The 15,248-nt window shown below is 60.7% G+C and carries 14 protein-coding genes; 12 read left to right on the top strand and 2 right to left on the bottom strand.

Features of this window, described 5'->3' with window-relative positions; all coding sequences use genetic code 11:
* Positions 1 to 4: 4 nt before the first annotated feature.
* Positions 5 to 406 (bottom strand): ACT domain-containing protein, encoded by a 402-nt coding sequence (locus CQ002_RS24360; protein WP_098467290.1) that lies wholly within the window; start codon positions 404 to 406, stop codon positions 5 to 7.
* 98 nt (positions 407 to 504) lie between these two features.
* On the opposite strand from CQ002_RS24360, the gene CQ002_RS24355 reads away from it, so the two are divergent.
* From CQ002_RS24355 to CQ002_RS24310, 10 genes are all read left to right on the top strand, one after another.
* Positions 505 to 1,401 (top strand): LysR family transcriptional regulator ArgP, encoded by an 897-nt coding sequence (locus tag CQ002_RS24355; protein ID WP_034109027.1) that lies wholly within the window; start codon positions 505 to 507, stop codon positions 1,399 to 1,401.
* A 99-nt stretch (positions 1,402 to 1,500) separates the two neighbouring features.
* Positions 1,501 to 2,499, top strand: a complete 999-nt coding sequence (locus CQ002_RS24350; RefSeq protein ID WP_105162774.1) for an NAD(P)-dependent oxidoreductase — start codon at positions 1,501 to 1,503, stop codon at positions 2,497 to 2,499.
* 127 nt (positions 2,500 to 2,626) lie between these two features.
* Entirely contained in the window at positions 2,627 to 3,472 is an 846-nt protein-coding gene (locus tag CQ002_RS24345) for an ATPase (RefSeq protein WP_069078139.1), read from the top strand.
* A 251-nt stretch (positions 3,473 to 3,723) separates the two neighbouring features.
* The gene (locus CQ002_RS24340) at positions 3,724 to 4,983 is read left to right on the top strand and encodes an AGE family epimerase/isomerase (protein ID WP_105162773.1); all 1,260 of its coding nucleotides are present in this window, start codon (positions 3,724 to 3,726) and stop codon (positions 4,981 to 4,983) included.
* Between the two features lie 104 nt (positions 4,984 to 5,087).
* Entirely contained in the window at positions 5,088 to 6,374 is a 1,287-nt protein-coding gene (locus tag CQ002_RS24335) for an ABC transporter substrate-binding protein (RefSeq protein WP_034109019.1), read from the top strand.
* 179 nt (positions 6,375 to 6,553) lie between these two features.
* A complete protein-coding gene (locus CQ002_RS24330) occupies positions 6,554 to 7,462 on the top strand; it encodes a carbohydrate ABC transporter permease (RefSeq protein WP_025858434.1) in 909 nt (302 codons plus the stop codon).
* Positions 7,455 to 8,300: a carbohydrate ABC transporter permease gene (locus tag CQ002_RS24325; protein ID WP_025858435.1), complete on the top strand. Its 846-nt coding sequence runs from the start codon at positions 7,455 to 7,457 to the stop codon at positions 8,298 to 8,300. Before CQ002_RS24330 ends, CQ002_RS24325 begins: the two co-directional genes overlap by 8 nt.
* A gap of 2 nt (positions 8,301 to 8,302) precedes the next feature.
* Positions 8,303 to 9,463 (top strand): ABC transporter ATP-binding protein, encoded by a 1,161-nt coding sequence (locus CQ002_RS24320; protein WP_034109017.1) that lies wholly within the window; start codon positions 8,303 to 8,305, stop codon positions 9,461 to 9,463.
* Positions 9,464 to 9,548: 85 nt separating this feature from the next.
* Complete coding sequence (locus CQ002_RS24315) at positions 9,549 to 10,895, top strand: carbohydrate porin (RefSeq protein WP_034109015.1); 1,347 nt, start codon at positions 9,549 to 9,551, stop codon at positions 10,893 to 10,895.
* A gap of 144 nt (positions 10,896 to 11,039) precedes the next feature.
* On the top strand, positions 11,040 to 11,885 hold the full coding sequence (locus CQ002_RS24310; protein WP_025858438.1) for a D-hexose-6-phosphate mutarotase: 846 nt from the start codon (positions 11,040 to 11,042) through the stop codon (positions 11,883 to 11,885).
* A gap of 113 nt (positions 11,886 to 11,998) precedes the next feature.
* Here CQ002_RS24310 and CQ002_RS24305 read toward each other — a convergent pair whose 3' ends face one another.
* Entirely contained in the window at positions 11,999 to 12,859 is an 861-nt protein-coding gene (locus CQ002_RS24305) for a MurR/RpiR family transcriptional regulator (protein WP_170039859.1), read from the bottom strand.
* Positions 12,860 to 13,078: 219 nt separating this feature from the next.
* Here CQ002_RS24305 and zwf point away from each other — a divergent pair, with 219 nt between their 5' ends.
* Both zwf and pgl read left to right on the top strand, forming a co-directional pair.
* Complete coding sequence (gene zwf / locus CQ002_RS24300) at positions 13,079 to 14,545, top strand: glucose-6-phosphate dehydrogenase (RefSeq protein ID WP_034109014.1); 1,467 nt, start codon at positions 13,079 to 13,081, stop codon at positions 14,543 to 14,545.
* Positions 14,532 to 15,245: a 6-phosphogluconolactonase gene (gene pgl / locus CQ002_RS24295; RefSeq protein WP_034109013.1), complete on the top strand. Its 714-nt coding sequence runs from the start codon at positions 14,532 to 14,534 to the stop codon at positions 15,243 to 15,245. The genes zwf and pgl overlap by 14 nt, the downstream gene beginning before the upstream one ends.
* Positions 15,246 to 15,248: the final 3 nt, after the last annotated feature.

Below are 15,248 nucleotides of genomic sequence, written 5' to 3'. Positions count from 1 at the left end.
AGGGTTACTCCGCGTTCGCCGCCAGTTGTTGCAACACCTGCATGGCGCGTCCGGCATCGGCACGGCCGACGAACAGGTGATCGTGGTAATAGCCGGCAATCACGTTGCAACTGATGCCGGCCTGGCCCAGCGCGCTGGCGAAGGCGGCGGTCAGGCCCACGGCTTCGAGCGCCGAGTGCACATTCAAGGTGATCCACGCGGCGACGTAGTCAAAGGCCAGCCCGGCCTGTTGCGCCTGCTGGCGTTCGAGAATCACGGTCAGGCCTTCCTGCTCGCGGAAGCTGCCGATCACTTCGCACCCGGCAGGGATACGATGATCGGGCAGGGTGCAGAACACGTAGTCACCCTCATTGAGGTGGGGGCTCATGCTGCGCAGCAGGGATGCCAGAGCGGTTTCGCCAGCCATGGGAAGTTCCTTATATAAAGAGACGCGATGCTGGCTATTCTCAGGGTGCAGGCTGTATAAGAAAAACCAATATTACTGATCGCTCATTAGAGAAACTGATGTTCGACTATAAATTGCTTTCTGCCCTGGCGGCGGTGGTGGAACAGGCGGGCTTCGAGCGCGCCGCCCAAGTGCTGGGGTTGTCGCAATCGGCGGTGTCCCAGCGCATCAAGCTGCTGGAGGCCCGCATCGGCCAGCCGGTGTTGGTGAGGGCCACGCCACCGCAGCCCACCGATATCGGTCGTCGTCTGCTCAACCATGTGCAACAGGTGCGACTGCTGGAGCGTGACCTGCAAAGCCAGGTGCCGGCGCTGGACGAGGAAGGCATGCCCGAGCGCTTGCGCATCGCGTTGAACGCCGACAGCCTCGCCACCTGGTGGGCCGAGGCCGTCAGCGGTTTTTGCGCCGAGCAGCATCTGCTGCTGGACCTGGTGGTGGAGGACCAGACCGTGGGCCTCAAACGCATGCGCGCCGGTGAGGTGGCGGCCTGTATCTGCGCCAGCGAGCGTCCGGTGGCGGGCGCGCGCAGCCTGTTGCTCGGCGCCATGCGCTATCGCGCACTGGCCAGCCCGGCCTTTATCGCCCGGCACTTTCCGGATGGCGTGCGCGCTGATCAACTGGCGCGCACCCCGGCCCTGGTATTTGGCCCGGATGATTTCCTGCAGCACCGCTACCTGGCATCCCTCGGTGTGGACGGCGGTTTCGAGCACCATTTATGCCCGTCGTCCGAAGGCTTCATCCGCCTGACGGAAGCCGGCCTGGGCTGGGGGCTGGTGCCGGAATTGCAGGTACGCGACCAGCTGGAAAAGGGCATATTGGTCGAATTATTGCCAGATAAGCCGATCGATGTGCCGTTGTACTGGCATCATTGGCGCAGTGGCGGACAACTGCTGGGCTTGTTGACCGATCACCTGGCCCAGGCATGTGGCCAATGGTTGGTGCCCTATCAGCAGTGACAAGCGTCAAGCTGCAAGCAGCAAGAGAAGCGCTTGCAGATCGTATTTTAACTTGCAGCTTATAGCTTGAGGCTTGCAGCTGCGTCCGTAGGAGGCTCCATGAAAGTTCTGGTCACCGGCGCAAGCGGCTTAATTGGCGGGCGCTTTGCGCGTTTCGCCTTGGAGCAGGGCTTGGACGTGCGGGTCAACGGGCGGCGTGCCGAAGGGGTGGAACACCTGGTGCGGCGCGGTGCCGAGTTTATCCAGGGTGATTTGAATGATGCAGACCTGGTGCGTGACCTGTGCCGCGACGTCGAAGCCGTGGTGCATTGCGCGGGCGCGGTCGGGCTGTGGGGCAAGTATCAGGACTTCCATCAAGGCAACGTGCTGGTGACCGAGAACGTCGTCGAAGCCTGCCTCAAGCAGCGTGTCGGCCGGCTGGTGCACCTGTCGTCGCCATCGATCTACTTTGACGGCCGCGATCACCTGGGGCTGACCGAAGAGCAAGTGCCCAAGCGCTTCAAGCACCCTTATGCCGCCACCAAGTACCTGGCCGAGCAGAAGGTGTTCGGCGCCCAGGAGTTCGGCCTCGAAGTGCTGGCCCTGCGCCCGCGCTTCGTGACCGGCGCCGGTGACATGAGCATCTTCCCGCGCCTGCTGAAAATGCAGCGCAAGAACCGACTGGCCATCGTTGGCGACGGCCTGAACAAGGTCGATTTCACCAGCGTGCACAACCTCAACGAAGCGCTGCTCAGCAGTCTGCTCGCCCCTGGTTCAGCGCTGGGCAAGGCCTACAACATCAGCAACGGTACACCGGTGCCGGTGTGGGACGTGGTGAACTACGTGATGCGCCAAATGGAGTTGCCGCAGGTGACGCGGTATCGGTCCTACGGGTTGTCCTACAGCGTGGCGGCGCTCAACGAGGCGTTCTGTGCAATGTGGCCGGGGCGCCCCGAGCCAGCATTGTCGCGCCTTGGCGTCCAAGTGATGAACAAAGATTTCACCCTCGACATCAGCCGCGCCAGGCATTATCTGGACTACGAGCCCAAGGTCAGCCTGTGGACCGCCCTCGACGAGTTCTGCAGTTGGTGGAAGGCCCAGGACCCGGGGTTGAAGTAAGGTCACAACAGGCAACACATCGGGAACCGAATTCGTGGTTCCGGGTCGATCAGTGCGGCGCGACGGCGGTTTATACTCCCGTCGCTCGGCCTTCCAGCTAGCCACTTCACCGATTCAGGGTTGATTCATGCGCAACGATGCCAAAGACGACTTCGACAACGTTCCCAGCCTGCGGGCCGATCTCGGGGATGACGATGATTTCGAACCTTCCCCCGCCACCTCGGTGCGTTCGCGCACGACCAAGGTGGTAAAGGTCAAGAGCGCCAGCACCGGCCCCTTGTGGGCCCTGATCGGCGCGCTGCTGATCGCCTTTGCGGGCCTGGCCTGGTGGAGCTTCCAGCAGATTTCCCTGATGGGCCAGCAGTTGGTTGCCACCCAGGAGAGCTTTGCGCGCATCAGCGAGGAAGCGGCGGGGCGCCTGCAGGATATTTCCGGCAAGGTGGTCGCCAGTGAAGCCAGCGTCAACAATGGCAGCGAAGCGCTGAAACTGCAGATCAAGCAACTCGAAAGCCAGTTGCTGGAGCAGGGCAAGCAGCAAGTCGGCGTGGCCGGCCAAGCCACCGAGCTGGATAAACGCCTGGCCCAGATGACCGCCAGCACCACTGACCTGTCCAACGCCAACAGCAAGCTGCAAGGCCAGGTCCAGGCCTTGACCGACGCTGTGGCGACCCTCAAGGCCGCGCAAGGTGATGCAGGCAAGCGCGATGCCGAGATCAAGGAGCTTTCCGCTGACGTGGCCGCGCTGAAGAAGCAAGGCAACCCGAGCGCTGCCATCGCACGTATCGAACAGGACCTCGTGGTGCTCAAGAGCGCCCAGGACAACCCGGCGACCAACAGTGACGCGCCCACCAACAAAGAGTTTGATGTGTTCCGCATCCAGACCACGCGCAACATCACCACATTGCAGAGCCAGGTGCAGAACCTGAACCAGCGCCTTAATGCGCCGGCGGCAGCGACGCCGCTCGGTCAGTGATCGGGATCGGTTCAAAAATGTGAGAGCGGGCTTGCTCGCCAATGCGGTGTATCGGTGGTGGGTTTACCGACTGATACGCAGTGTTCGCGATCAAGCCCGTTCCCGCCGTGGCATTGAGGTAAGGCGTTGAGTCGCGCTCGACTGTTTGCAATGTCACCACTCGGTGACATTTCCCATCCCCTTCGTTACTTGCCCCTACCTCGCCCTTGTTTAGACTCCGGTCATCCCACAAAAAATAATAAGGGCCACCCATGACCACGCAACCACTGCCTGCGAGCAGTTGGCTGAACGCGCCTGCCCATCACGCCTGGCTCGCCAGCGAAGGCCAGCGCCTGCTGGCATTCGCCAAGGCTTCTCGACTGCCAGAGGGCTTTGGCAACCTGGACGATAAGGGCCAGTTGCCGGCCGACGCCCACGCCGAAACCATGAACACCGCCCGCATGACCCACAGCTTCGCCATGGCCCACACCCTGGGCTTGCCGGGGTATGCCGAGCTGGTAGCGCACGGTGTTGCCGCACTCAGTGGCCCGCTGCGTGACAGTGAGCACGGTGGCTGGTTCGCTGCGCCCCACGCCCTCGACGGTAACCGTGGCAAGGCCGCCTACCTGCACGCGTTTGTCGCTTTGGCGGCCAGCTCTGCGGTCGTGGCCGGCGCTCCCGGTGCGCAAACCCTGCTGAACGACGCCATTCATATCATCGACCAGTTTTTCTGGAGTGAAGAGGAAGGCGTGATGCTTGAGTCCTTTGCCCAGGACTGGAGCGGCGTCGAGGCCTACCGCGGCGCCAACAGCAACATGCACGCCACCGAAGCCTTCCTCGCCCTGGCCGATGTGACCGGCGATACCCGCTGGCTGGACCGCGCGCTGCGGATCGTCGAACGTGTTATCCACACCCACGCCGCTGGCAATCAGTTCATGGTAATCGAGCATTTCGATGGGCATTGGCAGCCCTTGCTCGGCTACAACGAAGACAACCCCGCCGATGGTTTTCGCCCCTACGGCATCACGCCCGGCCACGGCTTTGAATGGGCGCGACTGGTGCTGCACCTGGAAGCCGCGCGCCTGCAAGCCGGTCTGGCCACACCCGAGTGGCTGGTGACTGACGCCAAGGGCTTGTTCGCCAGCGCCTGCGAGTATGCCTGGTCCGTGGACGGTGCCCCCGGCATCGTCTACACCCTGGACTGGCACCACCGCCCGGTAGTGCGCGAACGCCTGCACTGGACCCATGCCGAAGCCAGCGCCGCTGCCCAGGCCCTGCTCAAGCGCACGGGCGAATTGCATTACGAAACCTGGTACCGGCGGTTCTGGGCGTTTTGCGAAAGCCACTTTATCGACCGTATCCACGGCAGTTGGCACCACGAACTCAGCCCGCACAATCAACCGAGCAGCAAGATCTGGGGCGGCAAGCCGGACCTGTACCATGCCTGGCAAGCGGTCGTGCTGCCTGCACTGCCCTTGGCACCCAGCATGGCCAGTGCCATCGGGGCTGGGCGTTGTGTCACCAGATGGTGACATTTGTGCATCCCTTTGTTACCTGCGCCTGAAAAATCCATGTTTAAACTCCGTGCAGCGCAAGCCTAAGACTTGCATGCATAACAACAAGAAAAGGTACTCAGATGAACGCGATTAATCGCCTCGCCGTCGCTATTTCCATTGCCTCGTTGTTTCCCCTCAGTGCATTTGCCGCCGACTCGAAAGGGACGGTTGAAGTTGTGCATTGGTGGACCTCGGGTGGTGAGAAGGCGGCTGTAGATGTCCTGAAGGCCCAAGTTGAGAAAGACGGCTTCACCTGGAAAGACGGTGCCGTCGCTGGGGGTGGTGGCGCCACGGCCATGACCGTGCTGAAAAGCCGCGCCGTGGCTGGCAACCCGCCAGGCGTTGCCCAGATCAAAGGCCCCGACATCCAGGAATGGGCGTCCACTGGCCTGCTCGACACCGACGTGCTCAAAGACGTCGCCAAAGAAGAAAAGTGGGACTCCCTGCTCGACAAGAAAGTCTCCGATACCGTGAAGTACGACGGTGACTACGTCGCCGTACCGGTCAACATCCACCGCGTGAACTGGCTGTGGATCAACCCGCAAGTCTTCAAGAAAGCCGGTATCACCAAGAACCCGACCACCCTCGAAGAATTCTACGCAGCCGGTGACAAGCTCAAGGCCGCGGGCTTCATTCCGCTCGCCCATGGTGGCCAGCCTTGGCAGGACAGCACCGTGTTCGAAGCCGTTGTACTGTCGGTGATGGGTGCCGATGGCTACAAGAAAGCCCTGGTCGACCTGGACAACGGCGCACTGACCGGTCCGCAAATGGTCAAGGCGCTCACTGAGCTGAAGAAAGTCGCGACCTACATGGACGTCGACGGCAAAGGCCAGGACTGGAACCTCGAAGCGGGCAAGGTCATCAACGGCAAGGCCGGCATGCAGATCATGGGTGACTGGGCCAAGTCCGAATGGACTGCCGCCAAGAAAGTCGCCGGTAAAGACTACGAGTGCGTAGCCTTCCCGGGCACCGACAAAGCCTTCACCTACAACATCGACTCCCTGGCGGTGTTCAAGCAGAAAGACAAAGGCACCGCTGCGGGTCAGCAGGACATCGCCAAAGTTGTACTGGGTGAAAACTTCCAGAAAGTGTTCAGCATCAACAAGGGCTCGATCCCTGTGCGTAACGACATGCTGACCAAAATGGACACCTACGGCTTCGACTCCTGCGCCCAGACCGCTGCCAAGGACTTCCTGGCAGACGCCAAGACCGGCGGCCTGCAGCCAAGCATGGCGCACAACATGGCCACCACCCTGGCGGTGCAAGGTGCGTTCTTTGATGTCGTGACCAACTACATCAACGATCCGAAAGCCGACCCGGCCGACACCGCGAAGAAATTGGGCGCTGCGATCAAGTCTGCCAAGTAACCCCTGGTAGCGGCTTATTGTGGGAGACGGGCTTTGTGGCAGCGGGCTTGCTCGCGAAGGCATCACCGCGGTGTAACTGATGCACCGCGCAGCTCGCCTCGCGAGCAAGCCCGCTCCCACATCAGGCCTGCTTCACACCGTTTATTAATTGGTCCTTTTTCCCTGTATTGGATTTCCCCATGAGTTCTGTTGCTGTGTTCAGCAAAGCCTCGCCGTTCGATGCACTGCAGCGCTGGCTACCTAAACTGGTGCTGGCGCCCAGCATGTTCATCGTGTTGGTGGGCTTCTACGGCTACATCCTGTGGACGTTTGTACTCTCGTTCACCAATTCCACGTTCCTGCCAAGCTACAAATGGGCGGGCCTTGCGCAATACGCGCGGTTGTTCGATAACGACCGCTGGTGGGTAGCGAGCAAGAACCTGGCTGTTTTTGGCGGGATGTTCATCGGCATTACCCTGGTTATCGGCGTGACCCTGGCGATTTTCCTCGACCAGAAAATCCGCCGTGAAGGCTTTATCCGCACCATTTACCTGTACCCGATGGCGCTCTCGATGATCGTCACCGGTACCGCCTGGAAATGGCTGCTCAACCCGGGCATGGGCCTGGACAAACTCCTGCGTGACTGGGGCTGGGAAGGCTTCCGTCTCGACTGGCTGATCGACCCGGACCGCGTGGTCTACTGCCTGGTGATCGCTGCCGTCTGGCAAGCCTCGGGCTTCATCATGGCGATGTTCCTGGCGGGCCTGCGCGGTGTTGATCAATCGATCGTGCGCGCCGCGCAGATCGACGGCGCGAGCATGCCGCGCATCTACTGGAGCGTGGTGCTGCCAAGCCTGCGTCCGGTGTTCTTCAGTGCGGTGATGATCCTGGCGCATATTGCGATCAAGAGCTTCGACCTGGTGGCGGCGATGACCGCGGGCGGCCCGGGCTACTCGTCCGACCTGCCGGCGATGTTCATGTACTCGTTCACCTTCAGCCGTGGCCAGATGGGCATGGGCTCGGCCAGTGCAATCCTGATGCTCGGTGCGATCCTCGCGATCATCGTGCCTTACCTCTACTCCGAGCTGAGGACCAAACGTAATGACTAGTCTCGCCTCCAAACCTGTCATCAGCCTGAGTCGCATAGCGATCTATGCGGTGTTGATCCTTGCCGTGCTGCTGTACCTGGTACCGCTGGTGGTGATGCTGCTGACCAGCTTCAAGACCCCGGAAGATATCAGCACCGGCAACCTGCTGAGCTGGCCGACCGTGGTCTCCGGCATCGGCTGGGTCAAGGCCTGGGCCACCGTGGACGGCTATTTCTGGAACTCGATCAAGATCACGGTTCCCGCGGTACTGATCTCCACCGCCATCGGTGCGTTGAACGGCTACGTGCTGTCGTTCTGGCGCTTCCGCGGTTCGCAGCTGTTCTTCGGCCTGCTGCTGTTCGGCTGCTTCCTGCCGTTCCAGACCGTGCTGCTGCCAGCGTCGTTCACCCTGGGCAAGATGGGCCTGGCCAGCACGACCACCGGCCTGGTGTTTGTGCACGTGGTCTACGGCCTGGCGTTCACCACGCTGTTCTTCCGTAACTACTACGTGAGCATCCCGGATGCGCTGATCAAGGCGGCGCGCCTGGACGGTGCCGGTTTCTTCACGATCTTCCGTCAGATCATTCTGCCGATGTCGACGCCGATCATCATGGTCTGCCTGATTTGGCAGTTCACCCAGATCTGGAACGACTTCCTGTTCGGTGTGGTGTTCTCCAGCGGCGACTCCCAGCCCATCACGGTGGCGCTGAACAACCTGGTCAACACCAGCACCGGGGCCAAGGAATATAACGTGGATATGGCAGCGGCGATGATCGCCGGGCTGCCGACCCTGCTGGTCTATGTGATCGCAGGCAAGTATTTCGTGCGCGGCCTCACGGCCGGCGCGGTCAAGGGGTAATCATGGCTACGCTTGAACTTCGCAATGTAAACAAGACCTATGGCGCCGGCCTGCCCGACACCTTGAAGAACATCGAACTGTCGATCAAGGAAGGCGAATTCCTGATCCTGGTCGGCCCTTCGGGTTGCGGTAAATCCACGCTGATGAACTGCATCGCCGGCCTTGAGACCATCACCGGCGGCGCGATCATGATCGGTGACCAGGACGTGAGCGGCATGAGCCCCAAGGACCGCGACATCGCCATGGTGTTCCAGTCCTACGCGCTGTACCCGACCATGAGCGTGCGCGAGAACATCGAGTTCGGCCTCAAGATCCGCAAGATGCCCCAGGCTGATATCGACGCCGAAGTGGCGCGCGTGGCCAAGCTGCTGCAGATCGAACACCTGCTCAACCGCAAGCCGGGCCAGTTGTCCGGCGGCCAGCAACAGCGCGTGGCCATGGGCCGTGCCCTGGCGCGTCGGCCGAAGATCTACCTGTTCGACGAACCGCTGTCCAACCTCGACGCCAAGCTGCGCGTCGAGATGCGCACCGAAATGAAACTGATGCACCAGCGCCTCAAGACCACCACGGTCTACGTGACCCACGACCAGATCGAAGCGATGACCCTGGGCGACAAAGTGGCAGTCATGAAGGATGGCATCATCCAGCAGTTCGGCACGCCGAAAGAGATCTACAACAACCCGGCCAACCAGTTCGTGGCGAGCTTCATTGGTTCGCCGCCAATGAACTTCGTGCCCCTGCGCCTGCAACGCAAGGACGGTCGCCTGGTGGCTCTGCTCGACAGCGGCCAGGCCCGTTGCGAGCTGGCGCTGAACGTGACCGATGCCGGCCTTGAAGACCGTGACGTGATCCTGGGGTTGCGCCCGGAGCAGATCATGCTGGCGGCGGGCGAGGCCAACAGTGCCTCGAGCATTCGTGCCGAAGTCCAGGTAACCGAGCCGACCGGCCCGGACACCCTGGTGTTCGTGCAGCTCAATGACACCAAGGTCTGCTGCCGCCTGGCACCCGACGTGGCACCGCAGGTGGGCGAGACCCTGACCCTGCAATTCGATCCTTCCAAGGTACTGCTGTTCGACGCCAACACGGGCGAGCGACTGGGCACTGCTTCTTCATTGCCCGCACAGGGGCATGCCGACAATGTGGCCCAATTCAAAGGCCGTTGAAGCAGATAAGCTGTTGTTTTAGATAAAAAAAGTAAACCGCGTTAGATAAAAACAGTTTAATAACAATAAAGACGAGGATGTAGGGATGAAAAAGCAACACAACAACACTCGGCTGATCTGCCAAATGTCAGCTGCAGCAGCTCTGGTTTTGTCCGCCAATGCGATGGCGGCCGATGCATTCAGTGCTGATTCGAAGTGGATGACCGGCGACTGGGGTGGTGAGCGTACCAAGCTGATCGAGCAGGGTATCGACATCAAGGCGGATTACGTTGGGGAGATGGGCTACAACGCCAAAGGTGGTTACAACGACGACAAGACCGGTCGCTACTCTGACCAGTTCGGTCTCGGTGTGGCACTGGACCTGCAAAAGCTGTGGGGCTGGGATAACACCCAGGCCAAGATCCAGTTGACCAACCGTAATGGCCAGAACATCTCCAATGACCGCATCGGCGACCCGCGTGCCGGCACGCTGAGTTCGTCCATGGAAGTGTACGGCCGTGGCCACATGGTGCGTCTGACCCAGTTCTGGATCCAGCACCAGATGTTCGACAACAAGTTGGACGTGAAACTCGGTTACTTCGGTGAAGGCGAAGACTTCAACACCTTCCCGTGCGACTTCCAGAACCTGTCGTTCTGCGGCTCGCAAGTGGGTAACTACGTCAACACCTGGTACAACTGGCCAGTCAGCCAGGCGGCGATCCGCGTGAAGTACAACATCACGCCTGAGCTGTACGCGCAGATCGGTGCCTACAACCAGAACCCATCGCAGCTGGAGCACGGCAACGGCTTCAAACTCAGCGGCAGTGGTACCAAGGGCACCGTGATCCCGGTGGAATTGGTCTGGTCGCCTAAGGTCAACAACCTGCCGGGCGAATACCGTGTGGGTTACTACAAAAGTGCTGCCGATGCCTCTGACGTCCGTGAAGACATCAACGGCAACGATGCGGCTACCACGGGCGCTGGCTACCGTACCCGCAGCAGCAAGAAAGGCTACTGGTTCGTTGCCCAACAGCAGCTCACCACGCACAACGGCGACGCTTCGCGCGGCCTGAACATCGCAGCCAACGCCACCTTCCACGACAAGGAAACCAACCTGGTCGACAACTATCAGTCGATCATGCTGGTGTACAAGGGCCCATTCGACGCGCGTCCAAAAGATGACGTCGGCATTGGTGTCGCTCGCCTGCATGTCAACGATGACGTGAAGAAGAACTCTGAACTGCTCAACGTCGCCAATGGCGTCAACGACTACGACAATCCTCTGTACACGCCTATTCGTGAGACTGAGTACAACGTCGAACTCAACTACGGTTTCCACGTCACCAACTGGCTGACCGTGCGTCCCAACCTGCAATACGTCGTGCAGCCTGGCGGCGTGGATAAAGTCGACAACGCGTTGGTGGCGGGCCTGAAAATTCAGTCTACGTTCTAATGCTGTTGCGATAAGCTCCTTCTCTCTGTGCGCATTTTGCGGGTAGCCATGGCTATCCGCTTTTTTTTGGGAGATGGCCTTTATAGGGGCCGGCATGCCGGCCCCTATAAAGGCCAGCGACAATGATATTCAGGACCGTGGCACATGCATGAGCATCCGCTGCAACGCTTTTTCAAATCCCTGCGCGAGCGCCCGGTGTTCGCCTGGGAGCGCTTCCAGATGCGTGACGTTTTGGTGATCGACCATCCCCTGTGCCAGGCGGTGTTCAGTCGCCAGGGCGCGCAGCTGTTGCACTTCCAGCCCCGTGGCCAGAAACCCTGGCTGTGGTGTGCGGCGAAGTGGCCGCAAGTCGGCGCTATCCGTGGTGGCGTGCCGGTGTGCTGGCCGTGGTATGGCCGTCATCCGAGCGAAAATGCCTGGCCGTCCCATGGCTGGGCGCGGTTGATCGACTGGAAGCTGCTCGACAGCAGCACCGACGACGATGGCGTACGCCTGCATTGGCAATTGCAGTTGTGCGACTGGCAGGTCGACCTGCACGCGCACTTGGGTGAAACCCTTGAGCTGCGCCTGAGCACCGAGCATCAGGACGAGCTGCCGTGCCAATTGAGCCATGCTTTGCATGCTTACTGGCGTATTGGCCACGTTGATGAGATAGCGCTGTCTGGGCTCGATGGTGCACAAGGTTACGACCAGCTCAATCGCCAGGTTTGCCAGCAGGAAGGCGAGTTACGCGTGGAGGGCGGATGCCAGCGGGTGTTCCAGCACGAGGGCGAATTGCAGCTCAAGGACCACGCCTGGCAACGCGAACTGTGCATCGACACAGGCGACAGCGCCGACACGGTGGTGTGGCACCCGGGCAGCCGACCGCTGTTGGGCGTGAGCTTCAACGAGGCATCGGGGTTTGTGTGTGTGGAGTCGGCGATGGCCGGGGCCAGTTTGGCGCCGGGGGAGAGGGCGCATTTGAGTTTGCAGGCGCGGGCAGGGGTCTAGCGGTGTAGCTGATGAGGCTATCGCGGGCAATCCCGGCTCCCACACGGAAATGCATTCCAGTGTGGGAGCGGGCTTGCCGCGATTAGGTCGGTAGTGCTACCGCACATTTCTGTTTAGTTGAACTCATCACCCACCGGATACCGGCTGTCATTCAAGCTTTCCTTGATCTTGCGCAGGTGCGGCTGGAAATCCACGCCACGACGCAACGTCATGCCGGTGGCGAGCACATCCAGCACCGTCAGCTGGATAATGCGCGAGGTCATCGGCATGTAGATGTCGGTGTCTTCCGGCAGGGGGATGTTCAGGCTCACCGTACTGGCCTTCGCCAGTGGCGAGTTCTCGGCGGTCACGCCCAGCACTGAGGCGCCGTTTTCACGTGCGATACGCGCCACTTCCACCAGTTCACGAGTACGCCCGGTGTAGGAAATGATCACGAACAGCTCGCCGGTATGCGCCACCGAGGCGATCATGCGCTGCATCAGCACGTCCGCATGCGCGGTCACTGCGAGGTTGAAACGGAAGAACTTGTGCAGCGCGTCCATGGCCACCGGGGCCGAAGCGCCCAGGCCAAAGAAGTGGATCTGCCGCGCCTGGATCAACAGGTCCACGGCTTTGCTGATCAGGGCCGGGTCCAGGGCCTGGCAGGCACTGTCCAGAGAGGCGATGGCACTGCCAAAGATCTTCTGGGTGTAGGCCTCCGGGTTATCATCGGCCTCCACGGCGCGGCTGACATACGCCGCTCCACTGGCCAAACTTTGCGCCAGCTGCAATTTCAGTTCAGGGTAACCGCTGACGCCGAACGAACGGCAGAAACGGTTGACCGTCGGCTCACTGACCGAGGCCGCCTGGGCGAGGGCGGCGATCGAGAAGCGGGTCGCCTGCTGCGGGTTGAGCAGGATGACCTCGGCGACTTTTTTCTCGGCCTTGTTCAATTCTTCGAGGCGGTTCCGGATCTGTTCCAGAAGATTTCGCACGCGGTCCATTCAGTCTTTCCTTCGGGCGACGATGCAAATAAAAGGTGGCAACCAATCGATGAGTGGTCTTTTGCGGTGGCCTATCCTACTGAGGGTAGCTGAACACCACCACTCGGAATGCATATTTCGGGAAAATGTTGTGGTTATTACTACATTTTTCCTTGAGTGATGCCTTGAAAAAAGGTATTTGTAGCTTAACTTGATAAAAGAACAAACATCATGCCTTCGATAACCGTAGAACCCTGCACCTTTGCCCTGTTTGGCGCCTTGGGTGATCTGGCGCTGCGCAAGTTATTTCCTGCCCTCTATCAACTCGATGGCGCCGCGCTCCTGCACGACGATACGCGCATCCTGGCCCTGGCCCGTGAAGCCGGTTCCGAGCAACAGCACCTGGCGCACATCGAACAAGCATTGCGTCAATACGTCGGCAAGGAACTGGACGAAACCATCGCCCAGCGTTTCCTGGCACGCCTGACCTATGTTCACGTCGACTTCATGAAGGCCGATGACTACGTGGCCCTGGCTGAAATCGCCGGCACCGAGCAGCGTCTTATCGCCTACTTCGCCACCCCGGCGGCGGTGTACGGCGCGATCTGCGAGAACCTGTCCAAGGTCGGCCTGGCGGACAACACCCGCGTGGTGCTGGAAAAACCCATCGGTTCGGACCTGGAGTCCTCGCGCAAGGTCAACGACGCCGTGGCGCAGTTTTTCCCGGAAAACCGCACCTACCGTATCGACCACTACCTGGGCAAAGAGACCGTCCAGAACCTGATCGCCCTGCGTTTCGCCAACAGCCTGTTCGAAACCCAGTGGAACCAGAACTACATCTCCCACGTGGAAATCACCGTGGCCGAGCAGGTTGGCATCGAAGGCCGTTGGGGTTACTTCGACAAAGCCGGCCAGCTGCGGGACATGATCCAGAACCACCTGCTGCAACTGCTTTGCCTGATCGCCATGGACCCGCCGGCCGACCTGTCCGCCGACAGCATCCGCGACGAGAAGGTCAAGGTGCTCAAGGCCCTGGCGCCGATCAGCCCGGACGGCCTGACCACCCAAGTGGTGCGCGGCCAGTACATCGCGGGCTACAGCGCCGGCAAGCCAGTGCCGGGTTACCTGGAGGAAGAGAATTCCAACACCCAGAGCGACACCGAGACCTTCGTCGCCCTGCGTGCCGATATCCGCAACTGGCGTTGGGCCGGGGTGCCGTTCTACCTGCGCACCGGCAAGCGCATGCCGCAGAAACTGTCGCAGATCGTCATCCACTTCAAGGAGCCGTCCCACTACATCTTCGCCCCCGAGCAGCGCCTGCAGATCAGCAACAAGCTGATCATCCGCCTGCAGCCGGACGAAGGTATTTCCTTGCGCGTGATGACCAAGGAGCAAGGCTTGGACAAGGGCATGCAACTGCGCAGTGGCCCACTGCAACTGAATTTTTCCGACACCTATCGCAGTGCCCGTATTCCGGATGCCTACGAGCGGTTGTTGCTGGAAGTGATGCGCGGCAATCAGAACCTGTTTGTTCGCAAAGATGAAATCGAAGCCGCGTGGAAGTGGTGTGACCAGCTGATCGCCGGGTGGAAAAAATCCGGTGATGCGCCCAAGCCGTACGCGGCGGGTTCCTGGGGGCCGATGAGCTCGATTGCACTGATCACGCGGGATGGGAGGTCATGGTATGGCGATATCTGAATTGAAACTGCCCGAGGGCGTTACCCCGCACGAGTACCGCACCCCGGTGCTGTTGGCGGAAGGCCTGGCCAACGACGTGGCCGAGCAACTGCGCTCGGCCATCAGCGCCCGTGGCGAAGCGACCCTGGTGGTGTCCGGTGGTCGCAGCCCCGTGGCGTTTTTCCAGCACCTGGCCAAACAGGGGCTGGACTGGTCCAAGGTCACCATTACCCTGGCCGATGAACGCTGGGTGCCGGTGGAACACGCCGACAGCAATGCCGGCCTGTTGAAACAACACCTGCTGCAAGGCCCGGCGGCCAAGGCCAGGTTCCTCAGCCTCTACAGCGCTGCCGCCACGCTTGAAGACGCTGCCGAGCAAGCCGATCGCCTGCTGGCCGAACTGCCAGCCATTGATGTGCTGGTGCTGGGCATGGGCGATGACGGCCACACTGCATCGCTGTTTCCCAACAGCCCGAACCTCGCCGAAGCACTGCAGGTCGACGGTACCCGCCGTTGCTGGCCGATGCTGGCGCCTACCGTGCCACACCAGCGCCTGACCATGAGTCGCGCATTGCTGGCCACGGCCCACTACACCGTCCTGTCGATTTCCGGCAGTTCGAAATTGACCACCTTGAGCGCCGCGCTGGCCAGTGACGACGTTGCTGCCATGCCGATTCGCGCGTTTCTGCAACCTACATTAGAGATTTACTGGTGCCCATGAGCC

The organism is Pseudomonas sp. MYb13 (assembly GCF_002980075.1).
GTDB lineage: Bacteria > Pseudomonadota > Gammaproteobacteria > Pseudomonadales > Pseudomonadaceae > Aquipseudomonas > Aquipseudomonas lurida.
The sequence above is the reverse complement of the archived record's forward strand: the minus strand, read 5'-3'. Positions and strand labels throughout refer to the sequence as shown.